This window comes from Aureimonas altamirensis (assembly GCF_001463885.1).
In the GTDB taxonomy this organism is placed as follows: Bacteria; Pseudomonadota; Alphaproteobacteria; order Rhizobiales; family Rhizobiaceae; genus Aureimonas; species Aureimonas altamirensis.
The window spans coordinates 89,877-109,262 of record NZ_BBWQ01000001.1 but is presented as its reverse complement, the minus strand read 5'-3'; the positions used below and the strand labels follow the sequence as shown (position 1 = coordinate 109,262).

General features: G+C 65.6%; 22 protein-coding genes. 12 read left to right on the top strand and 10 right to left on the bottom strand.

The features are described 5' to 3' along the window. Positions 1 to 90 precede the first annotated feature (90 nt). On the top strand, positions 91 to 768 hold the full coding sequence (locus tag AUL31_RS00515) for a hypothetical protein (RefSeq protein ID WP_060599931.1): 678 nt from the start codon (positions 91 to 93) through the stop codon (positions 766 to 768). A gap of 99 nt (positions 769 to 867) precedes the next feature. After that, positions 868 to 1,608, top strand: a complete 741-nt coding sequence (locus tag AUL31_RS00510) for an HAD family hydrolase (protein WP_060599928.1) — start codon at positions 868 to 870, stop codon at positions 1,606 to 1,608. Here the strand turns inward: AUL31_RS00510 and AUL31_RS00505 are convergent. Then, positions 1,578 to 1,982 (bottom strand): DoxX family protein, encoded by a 405-nt coding sequence (locus tag AUL31_RS00505; RefSeq protein WP_060599926.1) that lies wholly within the window; start codon positions 1,980 to 1,982, stop codon positions 1,578 to 1,580. The genes AUL31_RS00510 and AUL31_RS00505 overlap by 31 nt on opposite strands. Before the next feature lie 106 nt (positions 1,983 to 2,088). On the opposite strand from AUL31_RS00505, the gene AUL31_RS00500 reads away from it, so the two are divergent. The 3 genes from AUL31_RS00500 (at position 2,089) to AUL31_RS00490 (ending at position 4,333) form a co-directional block, all read left to right on the top strand. Beyond that, positions 2,089 to 3,012: a LysR family transcriptional regulator gene (locus tag AUL31_RS00500; protein ID WP_060599924.1), complete on the top strand. Its 924-nt coding sequence runs from the start codon at positions 2,089 to 2,091 to the stop codon at positions 3,010 to 3,012. A gap of 101 nt (positions 3,013 to 3,113) precedes the next feature. Beyond that, positions 3,114 to 3,923 (top strand): VOC family protein, encoded by an 810-nt coding sequence (locus AUL31_RS00495; protein ID WP_060599922.1) that lies wholly within the window; start codon positions 3,114 to 3,116, stop codon positions 3,921 to 3,923. 17 nt (positions 3,924 to 3,940) lie between these two features. Next, on the top strand, positions 3,941 to 4,333 hold the full coding sequence (locus AUL31_RS00490) for a GFA family protein (protein ID WP_060600459.1): 393 nt from the start codon (positions 3,941 to 3,943) through the stop codon (positions 4,331 to 4,333). On the opposite strand, the gene AUL31_RS00485 is transcribed toward AUL31_RS00490, so the two are convergent. The 8 genes from AUL31_RS00485 to AUL31_RS20145 form a co-directional block, all read right to left on the bottom strand. Next, positions 4,334 to 5,356, bottom strand: a complete 1,023-nt coding sequence (locus AUL31_RS00485; RefSeq protein WP_060599920.1) for a sulfate/molybdate ABC transporter ATP-binding protein — start codon at positions 5,354 to 5,356, stop codon at positions 4,334 to 4,336. Then, positions 5,353 to 6,234 carry a sulfate ABC transporter permease subunit CysW gene (cysW, locus tag AUL31_RS00480; protein WP_060599918.1) on the bottom strand — a complete coding sequence of 294 codons (882 nt, stop codon included), beginning with the start codon at positions 6,232 to 6,234 and terminating at the stop codon, positions 5,353 to 5,355. The genes AUL31_RS00485 and cysW overlap by 4 nt, the downstream gene beginning before the upstream one ends. Position 6,235: 1 nt before the next feature. Further along, positions 6,236 to 7,057 (bottom strand): sulfate ABC transporter permease subunit CysT, encoded by an 822-nt coding sequence (cysT, locus tag AUL31_RS00475; protein WP_060599916.1) that lies wholly within the window; start codon positions 7,055 to 7,057, stop codon positions 6,236 to 6,238. A 76-nt stretch (positions 7,058 to 7,133) separates the two neighbouring features. Continuing rightward, positions 7,134 to 8,135: a sulfate ABC transporter substrate-binding protein gene (locus tag AUL31_RS00470; RefSeq protein ID WP_060599914.1), complete on the bottom strand. Its 1,002-nt coding sequence runs from the start codon at positions 8,133 to 8,135 to the stop codon at positions 7,134 to 7,136. A 149-nt stretch (positions 8,136 to 8,284) separates the two neighbouring features. Beyond that, positions 8,285 to 9,250, bottom strand: a complete 966-nt coding sequence (locus AUL31_RS00465; RefSeq protein WP_060599911.1) for a metal ABC transporter substrate-binding protein — start codon at positions 9,248 to 9,250, stop codon at positions 8,285 to 8,287. A 9-nt stretch (positions 9,251 to 9,259) separates the two neighbouring features. Further along, complete coding sequence (locus tag AUL31_RS00460; protein ID WP_060599909.1) at positions 9,260 to 10,123, bottom strand: metal ABC transporter permease; 864 nt, start codon at positions 10,121 to 10,123, stop codon at positions 9,260 to 9,262. Continuing rightward, entirely contained in the window at positions 10,120 to 10,866 is a 747-nt protein-coding gene (locus AUL31_RS00455; protein ID WP_060599908.1) for a metal ABC transporter ATP-binding protein, read from the bottom strand. The genes AUL31_RS00460 and AUL31_RS00455 overlap by 4 nt, the downstream gene beginning before the upstream one ends. Then, positions 10,863 to 11,009, bottom strand: a complete 147-nt coding sequence (locus AUL31_RS20145; RefSeq protein WP_156417274.1) for a hypothetical protein — start codon at positions 11,007 to 11,009, stop codon at positions 10,863 to 10,865. The genes AUL31_RS00455 and AUL31_RS20145 overlap by 4 nt, the downstream gene beginning before the upstream one ends. A 197-nt stretch (positions 11,010 to 11,206) precedes the next feature. Between AUL31_RS20145 and AUL31_RS00450 the strand changes: the two genes are divergently transcribed. After that, a complete protein-coding gene (locus AUL31_RS00450; RefSeq protein WP_143190088.1) occupies positions 11,207 to 11,605 on the top strand; it encodes an NUDIX hydrolase in 399 nt (132 codons plus the stop codon). A 10-nt stretch (positions 11,606 to 11,615) separates the two neighbouring features. Here the strand turns inward: AUL31_RS00450 and hisD are convergent, their stop codons facing one another. Continuing rightward, entirely contained in the window at positions 11,616 to 12,905 is a 1,290-nt protein-coding gene (gene hisD / locus AUL31_RS00445) for a histidinol dehydrogenase (protein ID WP_060599904.1), read from the bottom strand. Between the two features lie 183 nt (positions 12,906 to 13,088). Here hisD and AUL31_RS00440 point away from each other — a divergent pair, with 183 nt between their 5' ends. The 6 genes from AUL31_RS00440 (at position 13,089) to AUL31_RS00415 (ending at position 19,330) form a co-directional block, all read left to right on the top strand. Next, positions 13,089 to 13,637, top strand: coding sequence for a cupin domain-containing protein (locus tag AUL31_RS00440; RefSeq protein WP_060599902.1), 549 nt, complete (start codon positions 13,089 to 13,091; stop codon positions 13,635 to 13,637). Between the two features lie 131 nt (positions 13,638 to 13,768). Beyond that, positions 13,769 to 14,815 carry an ABC transporter substrate-binding protein gene (locus AUL31_RS00435; protein WP_060599900.1) on the top strand — a complete coding sequence of 349 codons (1,047 nt, stop codon included), beginning with the start codon at positions 13,769 to 13,771 and terminating at the stop codon, positions 14,813 to 14,815. A 12-nt stretch (positions 14,816 to 14,827) separates the two neighbouring features. Further along, a complete protein-coding gene (locus AUL31_RS00430) occupies positions 14,828 to 15,898 on the top strand; it encodes an ABC transporter ATP-binding protein (protein ID WP_060599899.1) in 1,071 nt (356 codons plus the stop codon). Then, positions 15,895 to 17,079, top strand: a complete 1,185-nt coding sequence (locus AUL31_RS00425) for an ABC transporter permease (protein WP_060599897.1) — start codon at positions 15,895 to 15,897, stop codon at positions 17,077 to 17,079. Before AUL31_RS00430 ends, AUL31_RS00425 begins: the two co-directional genes overlap by 4 nt. A gap of 1 nt (position 17,080) precedes the next feature. Further along, positions 17,081 to 17,866 (top strand): ABC transporter permease, encoded by a 786-nt coding sequence (locus tag AUL31_RS00420; RefSeq protein WP_060599889.1) that lies wholly within the window; start codon positions 17,081 to 17,083, stop codon positions 17,864 to 17,866. A 75-nt stretch (positions 17,867 to 17,941) separates the two neighbouring features. Continuing rightward, positions 17,942 to 19,330 carry an aspartate aminotransferase family protein gene (locus AUL31_RS00415; protein ID WP_060599887.1) on the top strand — a complete coding sequence of 463 codons (1,389 nt, stop codon included), beginning with the start codon at positions 17,942 to 17,944 and terminating at the stop codon, positions 19,328 to 19,330. Positions 19,331 to 19,386: the final 56 nt, after the last annotated feature.

The following is a 19,386-nucleotide window of genomic DNA, read 5'->3' as shown; positions in this document are numbered from 1 at the left end:
ACTTTACAACATATCGAAACACGCCGGGCGCGGTCCTGCCGCGGAGCGACCCTATATCGTCGTTCATCGCAAGCCAAAGGAGCGAAACGGATGAAGACATCGTCGAAACTACTGGCCGGCCTGTTGGCCACGGGCATCGCGCTTCCGGCACTGGCGCAGACGGCACAGCCGGCACCCCCGCCGCCGCCGCCGGCCGCCGTCGGACAGGACGCCAAGGGCCCGCCGCACGGCCCCGGCGGACCGGGCGGCCCGGGCCGCATGATGCGCGGCGAAAGACCCGACCGCCCGTCGATGCTGTGGGATGTCGCCTCGCGGCTGACCGCGGCGGAAACGGCGCTCGGAATAACCGCCGATCAGCAGGATAGCTGGAACGCCTTCACTCGCGCCGCAATCGGCTTCGTGGAAGCCGGGCGCCCGGCGCGCGGCGGCCCGGATGTGGCCGCGCAGGACGATGAAGACGAGGCCGGCCCGGCATCGGACGACGATGCCTCGACCGAGGCGGACGACGTCGAGGAGGCAGCTCCGACGCTACCCGACAGCCGCCCCTTCGCGCGGGTGGACAGGATGCTGGAACGCAGCATCACCCGTGGACAGGCAGCCGAGACGCTGCGCACCGCGATGGCGCAGCTTGCCGGCGAATTGACACCGGAGCAGACCGCAACGGCCGAGCGCCTTCTGCGTGAGCTTCCCCGCCCCGGCCGCCATGGCAAGGGCCCGCACCACCACCGCCCGCACGGGCCGGGCCAGGAGCGCGGCGACCGCCGATAGACGGTAAACACCAGCACGGGGCCGGGGCGCGACGCTCCGGCCTTGACGCTGCCCGGCCCGCCTGCGATGCCGGTCCTTGCACATCGGAAGGGACCGGGCATGGCAGGGCTGCAAGGCATACTCTTCGACAAGGATGGGACGCTTCTGGATTTCGACGCCACCTGGGCGCCGGCGACGATGCAGGTCCTGGATGCCTTGGCGGATGGCCGCCGGGACATCGCCGACCGCATGGCAGAGGCCTGCGGCCTCGACATTGCAGCAATGACCTTTCTTCCGGGCTCGCCGATCATCGCCGGCGACACGGCCGACTATGCCCCCGTCTGGGCCGAGCTCATCGGCATGCCCTTTGACAAGGCGTTCGAGAACCGGGTCAACGACCTGTACCGTAGCGCCAGCCTGTCGACGCTGCGCGGTTACGACGACGTGGCCAGGGGCATCGACCATCTGATCGCCAAGGGCTATCGCATCGGCCTTGCCACCAACGATGCCGAAGCGACGGCCCGTGCGCATCTGTCCGCACTCGGCGTCCTCGACCGGTTCGACTATGTCGCCGGGTACGATTCCGGCCATGGGGCCAAGCCCGGCCCCGGCATGGTCGAGGCCTTTGCAAGGGAGACCGGGCTCCATCCCGCAGCGGTGGCCCTGATCGGCGATTCCACTCACGACATGGATGCCGCAAAGGCGGCCGGCGCGCACCCTGTCGGCATCGCACGGACGCCGGCGGCGCAGGATGCGCTCGCCGGCCATGCTGAAGTGATCGTGACCGATCTTGCCGGCCTGATCGAATGGCTCGACAGCCGTGCCGCGCCTCAGGCCTGGGCGGACGACCGCACCGCGTAAGGACCATCGCCAAGCAGCGACTGCGCAACGAGGCCGGCGATCCACAGGCCGAGATATTCCCAGCCACCGCCTTCATTGGTGAAGAAGAAGCCGGCCGGGCCGTGTACCGTCACGATAGCCCCGAGAAGAATGGGAATGAGCGCGATAGCGGCGACCCTGGCCTTGAAACCCAGGATCAACGCGACGCCGCCAAGCACTTCCACCAGGATGACGACATAGGCGAGAAAGCCCGGAAGGCCGAGGCTTGCGAAGAACTGTGCCGTTCCCGCCGGCGTGAAGACAAAGATCTTCAGCCAGGCATGGGCCAGGAACAGGAGACCGAGGACAAGGCGGAGGATGAGCGCCGCGTAAGGTGCGGTTCTGGTATCGATCATGGTTTTTTGCTTCCGGGTGTTCGTGTCGTTGGAGGCGCATATTGCCTCTATCGAAAAATTGGAGAAGACTGCCCCGGAGGATATAGTCTCACACCCAGAGGAATAGATGCCCGATCAACTCCGCTCCATGGAGGTGTTCGCCCGCGTGGTCAGCGCCGGAAGCTTTTCCGCGGCCGGGCGGGCATTGGACATGTCGCAGACCATGGTGACCAAGCATGTCGCCGCGCTGGAGCGCCGTCTTGGCGTGCAGCTTCTGCGCCGCACGACGCAGCGCGTGACGCCGACGGAGGCCGGGCAGCGTTTTGCACAATCCGCAGAGCGCATCCTGGAGGAAATCCGCGAGGCGGAGGCGCTCGCCGCGGCCGAAACGGTTGAGCCGCAGGGCACCCTGCGGATCAGCGCGCCCTTGTCCTTCGGGCTGCGCGAATTCTCGCGCGTCGTGCCGGCCTATCTGGCGCGCCACGACAAGGTGCGCCTCGACGTCGATTTCAATGACCGGCTCGTGGATATCCTGTCGGAAGGTTTCGACATGGCCATCCGTATCGGGCGGCTGAAGGATTCCAGCCTGACGGCGCGGCGCCTGGCCCCTTGCAACATCCTCGTCTGCGCCGCACCTTCCTATATCGAGCGCCACGGGGCGCCCCGGTCCGTTGCACAATTGGCAGACCACAACTGCCTCGGCTACACGCTCTCCACCGTTACCCGCGCCGGGCTCTGGACCTTCGGCGAGGATGGCGACGTCTCCGTCAAGGTATCGGGAAACCTGACCGCCAGCAGCGGCGACGCCCTCGTGCTGGCGGCCATTGCGGGCCTCGGGCTCGTCTACGAGCCGAGCTTCATCGTGGGAGACGCGGTGCGCGAGGGAAAGCTTGTCCCGATCGCGCTCGACCATCCACCGGTCCGCCTCGGCGGCGTCCATGCCGTCTGGCCGGCGACACGGCACCCGTCCGCCAAGATGCGCGCCATGATCGACCATCTGGCCTCGGCCTGGAGCGGAACACCGCCCTGGGACCGGGACCTGCCGGTTTGATGCTTAATGGTGTGAGCGTTGATGCTTTTACGCCCAGTTGCTCACACGAGAGAGAATATCCATCTTCACGCCAACGCAGTTCGCAATCAGGACCGACCGCCATGGACATCGTAACGCATCCCTCCCTTGCCCCGCTTAGCATCGGCCGCGTCGCGCTGGCCGTCCGCGACCCGGAGGCGGTGGGCGCCTTCTATCGCGACGTCGTCGGGCTTGTGCCGCTGGGCCGGGGTGCGGAAGGCGCTTTGTACGGCACAGAGGAGACGGCGCTTCTCGAACTCGTCCACAGGCCCGACGCCCAGCCGGACGACCCGCGTGAAGCCGGGTTGTTTCATACGGCCTTCCTGCTGCCCGACCGGGAGTCGTTGGCCGAATGGGCTGCCGAAATGGGCGTGCGCCGGCAGGTGCCGCTGGAAGGCGCATCCGACCATATCGTCAGCGAGGCATTCTATCTGTCCGACCCGGAAGGAAACGGGGTGGAGATCTATGCCGACAAGCCGTCCTCGGCCTGGACGTGGCGCGACGGCGCGGTGGAAATGGCGACGAAGCCCTTGGACACCAACAGCCTGTTCGACGAGATCGACCTTTCGGAGCCAGGCTGGGACGGCGCGCCGGAGGGCACCACGGTCGGCCATATCCACCTGCGGGTCGGCGACCTGAAGGAAAGCGACGGCTTCTATCTGAGTGACGCCGGTTTCGAGCTTGCCACTACCTATCCCGGCGCGCATTTCCTGTCGACCGGCCACTATCACCATCATGTCGGCACCAATGTCTGGCGCAGTGCCGGGTCGGGCAAGCGCGGCAACCGGACGGGGCTACTGTGGTTCGAGGTACTGGACCGCCGCGCCGATGCTACGGCCCGCGTCCTGACAGACCCATGGGGCACCGAACTGCGCTACACGCCGGTTCCATGATGATGGAGGAAGCCACGATGCAGGAGGTCGAAGGAGGATGCCTGTGCGGGGCCGTCCGCCTGAAGGCGGCCGGGAAGCCTTATCGCGTCGGCATCTGTCACTGTCTGGATTGCCGCAAGCATCATGGCGCGCTGTTCCATGCTTCGGCGATCTTTCCGCAGGACGCGGTATCCATCACCGGTCCGACGCAGGACTATGCAGGACGCAGCTTCTGTCCGCGTTGCGGCTCGTCCGTCTTCGGCAGGTCCGGTGACGAGGTCGAAGTCAATCTGGGTGCGCTCGACCAGACCGACCGATTCGTCCCGACCTACGAATTATGGACAGTGCGTCGGGAAGGCTGGCTACCGGCGTTTCCGCTGACACGACATTATATCGGCGACCGTCCGGATGGGGACCGAACGGAAAGCTGATCACTCCGCAAAGACGCGGCCGTCCCGGATGGCGATGGCTCCGCGGTCGCCGGAATTGACAGTGACATCGGACCGGACGTCGAATTCCAGCATCTCGCCGCCATCGGTGGCCGCAACCAGCCGGCGGCTGTCGGGGCGGTCCAGCACCTGCCGCACCGTGACCGGCAGACCGCTGCCGGATGGGGCGTAGTCCACATCGCGCGGCCGCACGAAAAGCCAGGCCTTGCCGTCGCCTACGCCGGGCGCGGGGATGGCGATATCGCCCAGCCGGGCAACCCCGTCCCGCACATCCACCGTCAGCCGGTTCGAATCTCCCAGAAACTGCATCACGAAGGCATTGGCGGGCGCGCGCGTTACCTCGCGCGGGGTGCCCCGCTGCACGATACGCCCCTCGTTCAGGATCACGACCTCGTCGGCAAGGTCGAGCGCCTCTTCCTGGTCGTGCGTCACGAACAGCGTCGTAATGCCGAGTTCTCCGTGGATTTCCCGCAGCCAGCGCCTTAGATCGCGCCGCACGGCCGCGTCGAGTGCGCCGAAAGGCTCGTCCAGCAGAAGAACGCGCGGGTCCACCGCAAGCGCCCGGGCCAGCGCCACTCGCTGGCGCTGCCCGCCGGAGATCTGGTTCGGGAAGCGATCCTCCAGCCCGCTCAGCCGTACCAGGCCGAGAAGTTCGCTGACCCGCGCGCCGATCTCGGTTTTGGTGCGCTTGCGTCCCTTGCCGCCCTGCATGCCGAAGGCGACATTTTCGGCCACCGTCATGTGCGGAAACAGGGCGTAATGCTGAAAGACGAAGCCGACGCCCCGGTCCTGGATCGGGATGCCCGTCGCATCGTCGTCGCCGAACAGGATACGGCCCGAATCCGGATATTCGAGCCCGGCGACCATGCGCAGGATGGTCGTCTTGCCCGAGCCGGAGGGGCCCAGCAGCGCCACCAGCCGGCCGCTCTCGATGTCCAGCGATACGCCGTGCACCGCGCGGAACGTGCGAAACGTCTTGACGACGGTGTCGAGGCTGATCTTCATCGCGCAAATCCTCCGGGCGGGGCAATCATCGTCTGGGCAGCGGGGCGCTTGCGCCGCCCGGCGCCGCGTGCCTCCAGCGCAACCTTCACCGCCAGCGTCACCAATGCCAGGACGGTCAGGATCGATGCCGCGGCGAAGGCCCCGACCGTGTTGTAGTCGTGGTACAGAAGCTCGATATGCAGGGGCAGCGTGTTGGTCTGGCCCCGGATATTTCCGGAAACCACCGACACGGCGCCGAACTCGCCCATCACGCGGGCATTGCACAAGACGATCCCGTACAGCAGCGCCCACCGGATGTTGGGCAGCGTAACGCGCAGGAACGTGCGCAGACCGCCCGCGCCCAGCGATACGGCCGCTTCCTCCAGGTCGCGGCCCTGCGCCTGCATCAGCGGGATGAGTTCCCGCGCCACGAAGGGCGCCGTCACGAACATGGATGCCAGCACGATGCCCGGCAGCGCAAACAGGATCTGCAGGTTGGCATCCATCAGATAGCTGCCGAACATGCCCTGCAAGCCGTAGACGAAGAGGTAGGAGATGCCCGCGACAATAGGCGAGATCGAAAACGGAATCTCGATCAGCACGATGAGTGCGCGCCGTCCGGGAAAGTCGAACTTCGTGACCGCCCAGGCGGCGGCAATCCCGAATGCGGTGTTCAGCGGAACGGCGATCAGGGCGGTCGCCACCGTCAGGCCGATGGCGTGCAGCGTGTCGGCCTGGCGGATCGTTTCGGCGAAATAGGCAAAGCCCTGCGAAAAGGCCGCCGCGAAGATCATGCCGAGCGGCGCCACGATCAAACCCAACGCAGCGACCAGGACGAAGCCGATCAGGACGAGGCGGAAAAGGCGGCCCTCGCCTATGCGAGCCTTGCGCGTCTCCATGTCAGCCCCTTTCCGTATAGCGCAGCGCCCGCGCCTGCAGGACGTTCGTCACGGCCAGCATCACGAAGGCGGCGAACAGCATGACGGAGGCGATGGCGGCTGTGGCCGGGTAGTCGTATTCCTCCAGCCGGATGAAGGCCAACAGCGCCGTGATCTCGCTGTAGAAGGGCTGATTGCCGGCAATGAAGATGATGGCGCCGAACTCGCCCAGCGAGCGTGCGAACGATAAGGAGGTGCCGGCCAGCAGCGCGGGAGCCAGAAGCGGCAGGATCACCTTGCGGAAGATGCGCCCCTCGCCGGCGCCCAGCGACAGAGCCGCTTCTTCCAGCGCGGGGTCCAGATCCTCCAGCACCGGCTGCACGGTCCGCACCACGAAAGGCACGCTGGTAAAGGTCATGGCGACGATGATACCGAGCGGCGTGTAGACCACGTTGATGCCAAGATCGGCCAGCGCGCCGCCCAGCCAGCCATTGGCCGCGAAAAGCGTCGTCAGCGCGATGCCCGCCACCGCCGTCGGCAAGGCGAAGGGCAGGTCGACGATGGCATCCAGCAGCCTACGCCCCGGAAAGCGATAACGCGTCAGCACCCAGGCGAGCGCCAGCCCGAAGACGACGTTGAACGCCGTCGCCGCCAGCGCCGTCAGGATGGTTACCTGGTAGCTGGCAACGGCGCGCGGCGCGGATACGATCCGCCAATAGGCTTCCGGCCCAAGGCTGGCAGCCTTGAAGATGAGCGCCCCGAGCGGCAGGCACACGATGACCGTGATGTAGAACAGGGTGAAGCCGAGGCTCAGTCCGAACCCCGGCAGGACACGACGCGACACGTTTCGGGCGCCCCCTCAGGTCTTGGCGCAAACAGGAGAAAGCCGGCCCTGTGGCCGGCCTTCGGATGCACCCCTCTTAGCGGCTGCCGTAGAGTTGGTCGAGCGTCCCGCCCGAAGCGAAATGCTCTTCCTGCACCTTGTCCCAGCCACCGAAGACGTCGTCGACCGTCAGCAGGCGAACCTGCGGAAACTCTCCGGCGAACTTTGCCGCAACCGCTTCGTCATGCACCCGGTTGCCGTTTTCGGCCAGGATCTCCTGCCCGGCAGGCGTGTAGAGGAAATCGAGATAGGCTTTGGCAAGCTCCGCCGTTCCGTGCCGCTCTGCGACGCGATCCACAACCGCGACCGGAAACTCGGCCAGAAGGCTGACCGAAGGCACCACCGTATCGAAGCTGTCGGTGCCGAATTCCCGTTCGATCCCGCGTGTTTCCGCCTCGAAGGTAATCAGCACATCGCCGATCTGGCGCTCGACGAAAGTCGTCGTGGCGGCGCGGCCACCGGTATCGAATACGGGCACGTTGTCGAACAGCTTGGAGATGAACGCGCTTACCTTTTCCTGGTCGCCGTCGAAGGCTTCCAGCGCATAGGCCGTCGCCGCCAGATAGGTGTAGCGGGCGTTGCCGGAAGTCTTCGGGTTGGGGAAGATCACCTTGACGTCGTCGCGGACGAGATCGCTCCAGTCCTTGATGTTCTTCGGGTTGCCCTCGCGGACAAGGAAGGCCGGCAGGGAGTAGTAGGGCGACGCCTGGTTGGGGAATTCCTGCTGCCAGTCGGCGCTGACGAAGCCGTTGCCGGCCAGGATGTCCACGTCCGTCACCTGGTTGAAGGTGACGACATCGGCTTCCAGACCTTCCAGGATGGACCGGGCCTGCCGCGACGATCCGCCATGCGACTGATCGATCGTCACGTCGCGGCCGGTGTTTGCCTTGTAGTCGGCGATGAAGGCGGGGTTGATCGCTGCGAACAACTCGCGGGAGATATCGTAGGACGCGTTCAGAAGCTTGTTCGCCTCCTGCGCCTGAGCGCCTCCGGCTGTGGAAAGCGCAATCGCAAGGCTGAGCAGAAGGGTTTTCTTCATCGGGCGTCTCTCGGCATTTAGGGTCTGGATCGAAGACCCTTTATCCCCCGTCGCAGGCCGCGCGACGAGGTCCAAGCCGGTTGCATCGAGCGGCCGGGCGGAACCAATCTTCCGCAGCCGTGCCCATCCGTGGAAAATTCTTCGGCCGCTCAGCCGAGCTTCAACGCATCCAGGATCTTGCGTGTGTTGTTGCGGAACATGTCGAGGTAGGTCGGCGCCGGTCCGGACGCGTCCGAAAGCGCATCGGAATACAGCGTTCCGCCGACATGGGCGTCCGTCTCGCGCGCGATCTGCTCGATCAGCCGGCTGTTGGTGATGCTTTCGACGAAGACACCCGTGATGTTCTCGGCCTTGATCTGCGAAATGATCGCGGCAACGTCGGCGGCCGATGCCTCGGACTCGGTGGAGACGCCCTCCGGCGCAATGAACTCTACCCCATAGGCGCGGGCGAAGTAGCCGAATGCGTCATGCGAGGTGACCACCTTGCGGCGTTCCTGCGGGATCGTCGCAAGCTCGGTCTTAACCTCGGCGTCCAGTGCCTGCATCTGCGCGATGTAGGCCGCCGCCCGCTGCCGGTAGCCATCGGCATTGGCCGGGTCGGCCTCTGCCAGGCCATCGGCGATGTTGCGCGCATAGACCACGCCGTTCGACAGATCCTGCCAGGCGTGCGGGTCTATCGGGCCATGGTCGTGCCCTTCGTGGCCATGCTCGTGCTCGTGAGCGGCTTCATGCTCATGCGCCGCTTCGTGGTCATGCTCCTCGTGCTCCTCGCTCTTCAGCTCGGTCACGCCCGTCGATGCCACGACCGTCTTGCCGGTATAGCCGGATGCCTCGACGAGGCGCGGCATCCACCCCTCGAAGCCCAGGCCGTTCATGACGACGAGGTCGGCATCGGCCAGCTTGCGCGTATCGGCCGGCGATGGCTGGAACACATGCGCATCGCCGTCGGGGCCGACGAGCGGCTGAACCTCGACCGCGTCGCCGCCGATCTCGCGTGTCATGTCGGCCAGGATGGAGAAACTGGCAACGACTTTGACGGGCTCGGCCGCCGCCATGCCGGAAGCCGACAGAAGTGCGATGGCGGAGACGATACCGATGGAAAGAGACTTCAACATGCGAAAACCTCAGTGATGGATATGACGAAACTGGATGGTCCGGGCGAGCACGCTGTCGAAGCGCCCGGCGAGGACGGAGACCGCATAGACGGCCGAGGCCGACAGGATGATGGCCGGAGATGCCGGCGCGCCGTAGTGGTAGGATACCAGCAGGCCACACACCGAAGAGGCGAAACCGACGAGAATGGCGACGAGCATCTGGCCTGGCACGGTCTCCGCCCAGAAGCGGCTTGCGGCGGCCGGCAGCATCATGATGCCGACGACCATCAAGGTGCCGAGCGCCTGGAAGCCGCCGACGAGGTTCAAAACGACGAGGCTCATGAACAGCATATGCGCCAGCCCTCCCGCTCCGCCGACGGAGCGCAGGAAGCCCGGGTCGAGACACTCGGCCACGATGGCGCGATAGAAGACCGCCAGCAGCACGAGCGTCAGCGTGGCGATACAGGCCATCAGCAGGATCGCCGCATCGTCCAGCCCCAGCACCGTGCCGAACAGCACGTTGAGCAGGTCGATATTGGAGCCGTACAGCGAGACGATCAGAACGCCGAGCCCCAGCGAGGCAAGGTAGAATGCGGCGAAGCTCGCATCTTCGCGCAGGGCGGTGAACCGCGAGACGACCCCCGCCAGCAACGCCACGGCGAGGCCCGAGACGAGCCCCCCGACCGTCATGGCGACCAGCGAGAAGCCCGCCACCATGAAGCCGATGGCGGCGCCCGGCAGGATCGCGTGGCTCATCGCATCGCCGACAAGGCTCATGCGACGCAGCACCAGAAGCACGCCCAGCGGGCACGCCCCCAGCGAGAGGGCGAGACACCCCGTCAGCGCCCGCAGCATGAAACCATAATCGACGAAGGGGGACAGCAACGCGCTCATGCCGCCGATCTCGAATAGGGATCCTCGATCCAGTTTTCGCTCAAGGTCCGCGCTTCGCGCAGCTTTTCCGGGGTCAGCACCCGCGCCGTCGCGCCCCAGTCCACGATTTCGCGGGCGATCAGCAGCGTATCCGGAAAGTGTTCGCGCACCAGTTCCAGGTCGTGCAGAACCGCGATGATGGTTCGCCCCTCCCCGTGCCAGCGCCGTACGACGGCCAGAAGGTCGAGGGTGGTGCGCATGTCGATGGCGGTGAAAGGCTCGTCCAGCAATAGAACGCGCGCATCCTGCACCAGCATCCGCGCAAACAGCGCGCGCTGAAGCTGGCCGCCGGACAAAGTGTGGATGGCGCGGCGCTCGAAGCCGCGCAGGCCGACGGCGGCGATCGCATCGTCCACACGGGCAAGATCGCCCTGCGCGATGGCCCGGAACCAGCCGGACTTGCGCGATGCGCCCAAGGCCACAAGGTCTGCGACATCCATGGGGAAACTGCGGTCCAGATCACCGGCCTGCGGCAGGTAGGCGACGTCGTGGCGCTTCAGGCCGTTCAGCCGGATGCTGCCCGTGGACGGGTCTATCAGGCCCATGATGCCCTTGAGCAGGGTAGACTTGCCGGCGCCGTTGGGCCCGATGATCGCCGTCAGCGAACCCTCCGTGAAGGCCCCCGACGCATGATGCACGGCCGGCTGCCGACGATAGGCGAGCGTCAGGTCGTCGATCGTGATGACGGGCGCACCGGCACTCATCGCACCATCACCAGAAGCACGGCCGCCCACAGCAGCACCAGCGGCGCCGCAACGATGCCGAGACGCTGGATGGCCGACATCTGCATGACGGAGCGCGGTTTGCGACCCGCATCTGCCGATCGGGTTTGGCTGTCTGTATGCATCGGGCCGCCGGGGTGTTCCAGTTGCCGGCTTGTTATAACATTACAGCCCACTCGGCAAGGGGAACATGAGGAAGGACAGCGTTAACCATTCCGGCAAATTTGCGGCGAAAATCGATATTCGACCGCGCTGCACTGCAACCCAACCCCATTTGAATCGTTTAAACATGCTTCCAGGGGTCTAGGTGGTGCACGACGTCATGAGCATATTGCGAAGCAGATACGGCCAGATCGGCCTTCTCGGGGCAGCCGGGATTGCCGTCATGCAGTTGCCCGTCGACGAGGTCCAGGCATGGGCGACGCCCCACAGCCAGACATTCGTTTTCGACGCCGTCGCAACGGAGGCGCAGAGCCTTCCGCGGGAGGTCCTGCCCGGCGTGCGCCTGACGGATATCAGGCAGGAAGGCGACAAGGTCGTCTATGCCTTCGCCGCGGACGGGCCGGTAGACGCCCGCCGGGAAAAGTCGGCGATGGCAGGCCAACGCTGCGCCACCTGGAAGCCGGCCTTGCTGCGCGGAGAACTGGCGGCCGTCGAGCATCGCTATGAAGGCGACGGCCAGGTCCAGACCTTCTATATCCGCCGGGCGGATTGCCGATAAAGGCTGACGCTCAGGCGAGCCCCAGCCGCAATGCGGCGGCACGACGATGGCCTTCCAGGCCTTCGCGGGCGCTTTGGCGCACGGCATGGGGCGCAACGGCAGCCACGCCTTCGCCGTCGAGCCACTGGTGCGTCGCGACCTTCAGGTACGACCCCACCCACAGGCCGCCGGTGTAGCGCCCTGCCCCCATGGTCGGCAGCGTGTGGTTGGTACCGCAGCATTTGTCGGAATAGACGACGCTTGCCTTCGTGCCGATGAACAGGGACCCATAATTGGACAGGCGCTGCGCGAATGCTGCGGCGTCGCGCGTATGGACCTGCAAGTGCTCTGCGGCAATCTGGTCGGAATAGGCCACCATCGCATCCTCATCCGGCACGACGGCGATCTCGCCATAGGTCTTCCACGCCGCACCGGCCACCGCCGCCGTCGACAAAGTCGCCAGTTGCGCCTCGACTTCGGCCTGCACCGCGCGGCCAAGGGTCTCCGACGTCGTGATCAGGCCAACGCGCGTGCGGATGTCATGCTCGGCCTGGGCCAGAAGATCGGTGGCGATCATCCTGGCATCGCCGGTTTCGTCGGCCAGCACGTAGATTTCGCTCGGCCCGGCCAACTGGTCGATGCCGACCCGTCCGAACACCTGCCGCTTCGCTTCGTTGACATAGGCGTTGCCGGGTCCGACGATCTTGTCGACCGCCGGTACGCTGTCGGTGCCGTAGGCCATCGCCGCGATCGCCTGTGCGCCGCCGATCCGGAAGATGCGCGTCGCACCGGAAAGGTGGCAGCCGGCGATCATGGCAGGATGGGCATTGGGCGGCAGGCACGCGACGATTTCGGCGCAGCCGGCAACGACCGCCGGAACGATGGTCATGACCGGGGCGGACAACAGCGGATAGCGTCCGCCGGGCACATAAGCACCGACGCGGCGGATCGGGATGATCCGATGGCCCAGATGCAGCCCCGGCAGGGTCTCGATCTCCAGCGGCAACATGGTCTGCCGCTGCGCCTCGGCGAAATGGCGCACCTGCTCGATGGCGAACTGCATGTCCTCGAGCGCTTCCGGCTCCAGGGCGGCGACCGCCTCCTGCTTCTGCGCGTCGGAAACCTCGAATCGCTCCGGCGCCGTCCCGTCGAAGGCCTGGCTGTAATGGCGCACGGCCTCGTCGCCCTCCCGGGCAACGCGGCCCAGTATGTCGCGGACCGTCGATTCGATCTCCGTTCCGTCGATTTCGGCGCTGGCCGACGGCGCCTTGATATGGAACAGGCCGTGCGCGGCAGTCGGGGACGGCGTCGAAAGGGTCATCGGACATTCCTGCGGATATGAGTGGGGTCGATCTTTTCGCGCAGAAGCTCTCACCCGGCGCGGCCGCTGCCAATCCGGTCATTCAAGGGTGTTGAAAATACCAACCACTCGTAGGATGGTGGTGACTGAAAATTGTGCGGTGCGTTGACTGCCCGCCCGGACGGGATCACACGGGAGCATCGTATGCCTGCGATCGGACAGGGCCTGAGGGAGTTGCGCAGGCGACGCCAACTGTCGACCCGGCAACTGGCGGTTCGCTCCGGCATTTCCCACTCCACCATTTCGCTCATCGAGCGCGACAGGCTGAGCCCGTCTGTCGACACGCTGGGCGCCATACTGGAGGCCATGGGCTCCACCATGAGCGGCTTCTTTTCGCAGCTCGCGTCCAGTGCGCCCTACTCTCCCTTTTACCGCGCAGACGACCTGCCGGAAGCCGGCCGGCCATCCAGTATCTCCTATCGCATCGTCGGCATCGACCATCCCAACCGAACGCTTCTGATGCTGCACGAAACCTACGCGGCGGGGGCCGATACCGGGGAAGCGATATCGCATGCGGCGCAGGAGGCCGGCGTCGTGGTGGAGGGCTGCGTCGAGGTGACGGTCGGCGCCGAAGCGCGCGTGCTGGAAACGGGCGACGCCTATTATTTCGACAGCCAGATCCCCCACCGGTTCCGCAACCTTTCGGGGCAGCCGGCGCGCATCGTCAGCGCCATCACGCCGCCCACTTACTAAGCCTCGCAAGCCCGTTCGAGTGCAGCCGCGAAGGCTTTGCCGGACAGAATATTCAACACCCGCTTTTCCCTGCTGCGGACCATGGCGGGTTGTGTTTGACTTTCGCCAGACTTCCAGAGGAGACGATTTCAATGAAGAAACTTATTTCGACGACGGTGGGCCTGGTGGCATTGGGCATCGCCCTCTCCGCAGGCACGGCTTCGGCCCGCGACCTGACGGTGGTATCCTGGGGCGGAAACTACCAGGACGCGCAGCGTGAAATCTACTTCAAGCCCTTTGCCGAAAAGTCCGGCAAGCCCGTTCTGGAAGAGTCCTGGGATGGCGGCTACGGCGTCATCGCCGCCAAGATGGAAACCGTTCCCGCCAATTGGGACGTGGTCCAGGTGGAAGCCGAGGAACTCGCCCTCGGTTGCGCCGACGGCCTTTACGAGACGGTCGACTGGTCGGCCCTCGGCGGCGAAGACAAGTTCATCCCCTCTGCGGTCAGCGAATGCGGCGTCGGCGCCATCGTCTGGACGACCGGCCTCAGCTATGACGGCGACAAGCTGAAGGAAGCGCCCCAGAGCTGGGCCGACTTCTGGGACACCGAGAAGTTTCCGGGCAAGCGCGGCCTTCGCCGTGGCCCGAAATACGCGCTGGAATTCGCACTCATGGCCGACGGCGTGAAGCCCGAGGAAGTCTACGAGGTTCTCGGCACCGACGAGGGTGTCGACAGGGCCTTCGCCAAGCTCGACGCGCTGAAGTCCGATATCGTCTGGTGGGAAGCCGGCGCCCAGCCGATCCAGCTTCTGGCCTCGGGCGAAGTCGTCATGACGACGGCCTATAACGGCCGCCTGTCGGGCATCAACAAGACCGAGAACCGCAATCTGAAGATCGTCTGGCCGGGCAGCATCTATGCCGTGGATAGCTGGGTCGTGCTGAAGGATTCGCCCAACAAGGACGCCGCCTTCGAGTTCATCTCCTTTGCGAGCGCGCCGGAGAACCAGTCCAAGCTGCCGAACTACATCGCCTATGGTCTGCCCAACGTCGAGGCCGGCACGCTGGTGCCGGCGGCGGAAGCGGCCGAGCTCCCCACCTCTCCGGCAAACATGGAAGGCGCGATCTCGCTCGATACCGATTTCTGGATCGACCATATCGAGGAGCTCAGCGCGCGCTTCAACGCTTGGCTTGCCCAGTAAGGCTGTATCCGCATGAATGAACGCGCCTTCATCCACCTCAACGACGTGTCCAAAAGCTATGGGCCGATGCGCGTCGTGGAGGGCCTCAACCTCGAAGTGGCGAAAGGCGAGTTCCTGAGCCTGCTGGGGCCTTCGGGCTCCGGCAAGACGACCATCCTGATGATGCTGGCGGGCTTCGAGCGCGCCAGCGCCGGGACCATCTGGCTCGACGGGCAGAAACTCAACGATCTGCCCCCGCACAAGCGGGGCATGGGCGTCGTGTTCCAGAACTATGCGCTGTTCCCGCATATGACCGTCGCCGAAAACGTCGCCTTCCCGCTCGACATGCGGGGCGTGCGCAAAGCGGACTCGCGCAAGGCCGTGGCGGCCGCCCTCGACAGGGTGCGCCTTGGCCATCTTGCCGACCGCAAGCCTTCCCAACTGTCCGGTGGCCAGCAGCAGCGCGTGGCGCTGACGCGGGCGCTGGTGTTCGAGCCGAAGGTCATCCTGATGGACGAGCCGCTCGGCGCGCTCGACAAGCAGCTCCGCGAGGAGATGCAGCTCGAGATCCGCGCCCTGCATCGCCGGCTTGGCCTGACCATCGTCTTCGTCACGCACGACCAGTCCGAGGCGCTGACGATGTCGGACAGGATCGCCATCTTCGACAAGGGCCGGATCGCGCAGATCGGCTCTCCGGACGCGGTCTACGACCGGCCCGAAAACCGCTTCGTCGCGCAGTTCATCGGCGAGACGAACCTCATCGAATGCTCGCTGGCCGGCCGCCAGGGCGGTTTCGTCGCGGTGGATCTTCCCGGCGGGCATCGCGTCCTGGCCACCGCCCCGCAGGATGGGCCCGCATCCGGGGCCGCGACGCTGTCGATCCGGCCGGAGCGTCTGGCGCTCGACCGCACCCCGCCTTTGGCCAACAGCTTTTCCGTCACGGTGGATGACGCCGTCTACCAGGGCGACCATATTCGCCTGCACCTCAACGCCGGGGAACTGCCGTTCGTCGCCCGGCTGGAACGCAGCGCGCGCACGTTCAGCCCGGGCGAGCGGGTCAACATGTCCTTCGACCCCGCGGATTGCTCGGTATTCCCGGCATGACCGACGTCACCCTCTCCACCCGCCTGCGGGCCGGGCTGCTTGTCCTGCCGCTGGCACTGTTTCTGGCCGTCTTCTTCATCTGGCCGCTCTGGACCATGATTGCCGTGGCGGTGCGCGACGACGCCATGGCCGGGGCGCTGCCCGAGACGGCCGCCGTCATCGGCGGATGGGATGGCGAGGCTCCGCCCTCCATGGATATCCAGCAGGCCTTCATGAAGGACCTGCGCGAGGTGGACAATGCGAAGCTGGGCCCGGCGGTGCGGCGCCTCAACAGCGCCGCCTCCGGTTTCCGCACGCTGATGGGCAAAACCCAGCGCGCCGCGCGCGACATGGCCGACGGCGACCCGGTCGACATGGTGGCCATCGACGACCGCTGGGGCGATCCGACCTTCTGGACGGCCATACAGAACGCCGCCAGCCCCTATACCGACCGCAACCTTCTGGCCGCGGTCGACCTGGAGCGCAACGACGCCGGCGACATCGAGGCACGCCCGGCCGGCAGCTCGGCCAACCGGCTCATCATCTGGCGCACCTTCTCCATCGCCGCCGTCATAACGCTCTTCTGCATCGCCATCGGCCTGCCCTACGCCATGCTTGCGGCGTCCGTCACCGGCTGGAAGCGCAATATCCTGCTGCTCGCGGTGCTTTTGCCGCTGTGGACATCGCTGCTCGTGCGCACCGCGGCATGGTTCATCCTGCTGCAAGACCAGGGCCTCATCAACCGGACGCTGATGGATCTCGGCCTCATATCGGGGCCGCTGCCGCTGATCTTCAATCGGGCCGGCGTCATCGTCGCGATGACGCATGTGTTGCTGCCCTTCATGGTGCTGCCGATCTATTCGGTCATCACCGCCATCCCGAAAAACCTGATGCCGGCCGCGGCCTCGATGGGCGCATCGCCGCTGCGCGCCTTCTGGCGGGTGCTGCTGCCGCTCAGCCTGCCGGGTGTCCTGTCGGGCTCCCTGCTCGTCTTCATGGTCGCGATCGGCTATTACATCACGCCCGCGCTGGTGGGTGGCCCCAACGACCAGATGATCTCGTCCATCATCGCCTTCTACGCGTTGCAGACGGCCAATTGGGGCATGGCCGGTGCGCTGGGCATCATCCTGCTCGTCGTCACGACCCTGCTTTACGTCGTCTACAACAGGCTGTCGCGCAACGGCGCGCCGCTGGGGGCCTGACATGCGCGCGCTCAAGATCATCTTCGGCATCGCGGCAGTTGTGTTCCTGCTGCTTCCCATCGTCGCCATCCTGCCGCTGGCCTTTACGGATTCGGTGTTCCTGAACTACCCGATCCCCGGTGTCTCGCTGCGCTGGTTCGACGAGTTGGCCAGCGGGGCGTGGCAGCGCTCCATCATCAACAGCCTCATCATCGGCGGCGGGGCAACGCTGGTCTCCGTCGTTCTCGGAACGCTCGCGGCGCTGGGGCTGGCGGGAAGCGCCCTGCCCCTCGCCGGTCTGTTCCGCACGGTCTTCCTGCTGCCGATGGTCGTGCCGGCGGTGGTTCTCGGCGTCGGGCTGCAGATTTCGCTGGCGCGGATCGGCCTGTCCTCGACCTATCTCGGCGTCATCGTCTCGCACTCGGTGCTGTGCATCCCCTTCGTCATCGTCAGCGTGTCCACCGCGCTGGCCGGCATCGACCGCACATCGCTTCGGGCGGCAGCCAGCCTCGGCGCCAATCCATTCACCGTGTTCCGCCGTGTAACCATGCCTCTGGCCGCGCCCGGCATCGTGACCGGCGCGGTCTTCGCCTTCGCCACATCGCTGGACGAAGTGGTGCTGACGCTGTTCGTCGCCGGCCCCAACCAGCGTACGCTAGCCCGCCAGATGTTTTCCTCCATCCGCGAGAACATCAGCCCGGCGGTGGCCGCGGCCGCGTTCCTGCTGATCCTCGGAACGCTGCTCCTGGCCGGGCTTGCCGCCCTGCTTCGGTGGCGACAGGAAAGATCGCTGGCGGGCAAGGTCTGAAGCACCGTATGACGAAAGCATTTCCGTCAGCACACCCCAGGGTTTGACGGCTCCACAGGGAAAGGAACTTCCATCATGTCCGCGGCACTGCCGAATTCCGTTTATGCAAGGGATGTGGAGTATATCCTCCATCCCGTCACCAATGCCCGCAAGCATGAGGAGACCGGCCCCATCGTGATCGACCGAGGCGAAGGCATCTATGTCTTCGACGATCAGGGCAAGCAGTATATCGAGGCCATGGCCGGCCTGTGGAGCGTGGCCGTCGGCTTCGGCGAGAAGCGGATCGCGGATGCCGCCTACGCCCAGCTCCAGAAGCTGCCCTACTACCACACCTTCAGCCACAAGACGAACGAGCCGTCGGTGGACCTGGCCGAAACAGTGGTCAAAATGACCCCGGCCAGCGTCAACCGCGTCTTCTTCACCAATTCCGGCTCGGAAGCCAACGACACCGTCGTCAAGCTGATCTGGTATTACAACAATGCGCGCGGCCGCCCGGAAAAGAAGAAGTTCCTGTCGCGCCAGAATGCCTATCACGGCATCACGATGGTTTCCGGGTCGCTGACGGGGCTGCCCGTCAACCACCGCGATTTCGACCTGCCGATCATTCCCGTGCGGCACCTGACCTGCCCGCACTACTGGCGCTTCGGCCAGCCGGGCGAAACCGAAGCCCAGTTCACCGAGCGGCTTGCGCAGGAGCTGGAAGACACGATCGCGGCGGAAGGGGCGGACACCATCGCTGCCTTCATCGGCGAGCCGTTGATGGGTGCCGGCGGCGTGCTGCCTCCGCCGGAAGGCTATTGGGCGCGCGTCCAGGAAATCTGCCGCAAGCACGATATCCTGATCGTCGCGGACGAGGTCATCAACGGCTTCGGGCGTCTCGGTACCACCTTCGCCTGCGAGTATTACGACATCCAGCCCGACGTGCTGGTGACGTCCAAGCAGATCGCCTCATCCTACGCGCCCCTGGCGGCAGTGCTGATTTCCGACGCGATCTACCAGGGCATCGCCGACAACACGGCCAAGATCGGCACGCTCGGCCATGGCTTCACCACGACGGGGCATCCCGTGTCCTGCGCCATCGCCAACGAAAACCTCGCCATCATCCGCGAGCGTAATCTCGTCGAGAATGCCGCGCGCTCCGGTGCGGTCCTGCAGGAAGAGCTGAAGCGCTTCCAAAACCATCCTCTGGTCGGCGACGTGCGTGGCGTGGGCCTGATCGCGGCGGTGGAACTGGTCGCCGACAAGGCCACCAAGACGCGCTTCGATCCTGTAGGCAGGGCCGGCGGCACGCTCTTCGTGAAGGGGCACGAGCATGGCGTGATCATCCGCGCCATCGGCGACCAGATCGCCTTCTGCCCGCCGCTCATCATCACCGAAGACGAGGTACGCGAGATGGTCGCGCGCTTCGGCAAGGCACTCGACGACACCTATGCCGCCCTCAAGGCGGACGGCGTCGTCGCCTGATCCTCGATCGTCATCGACCACCAAAAAGGCCGGAGCATACGCTTCGGCCTTTTTTT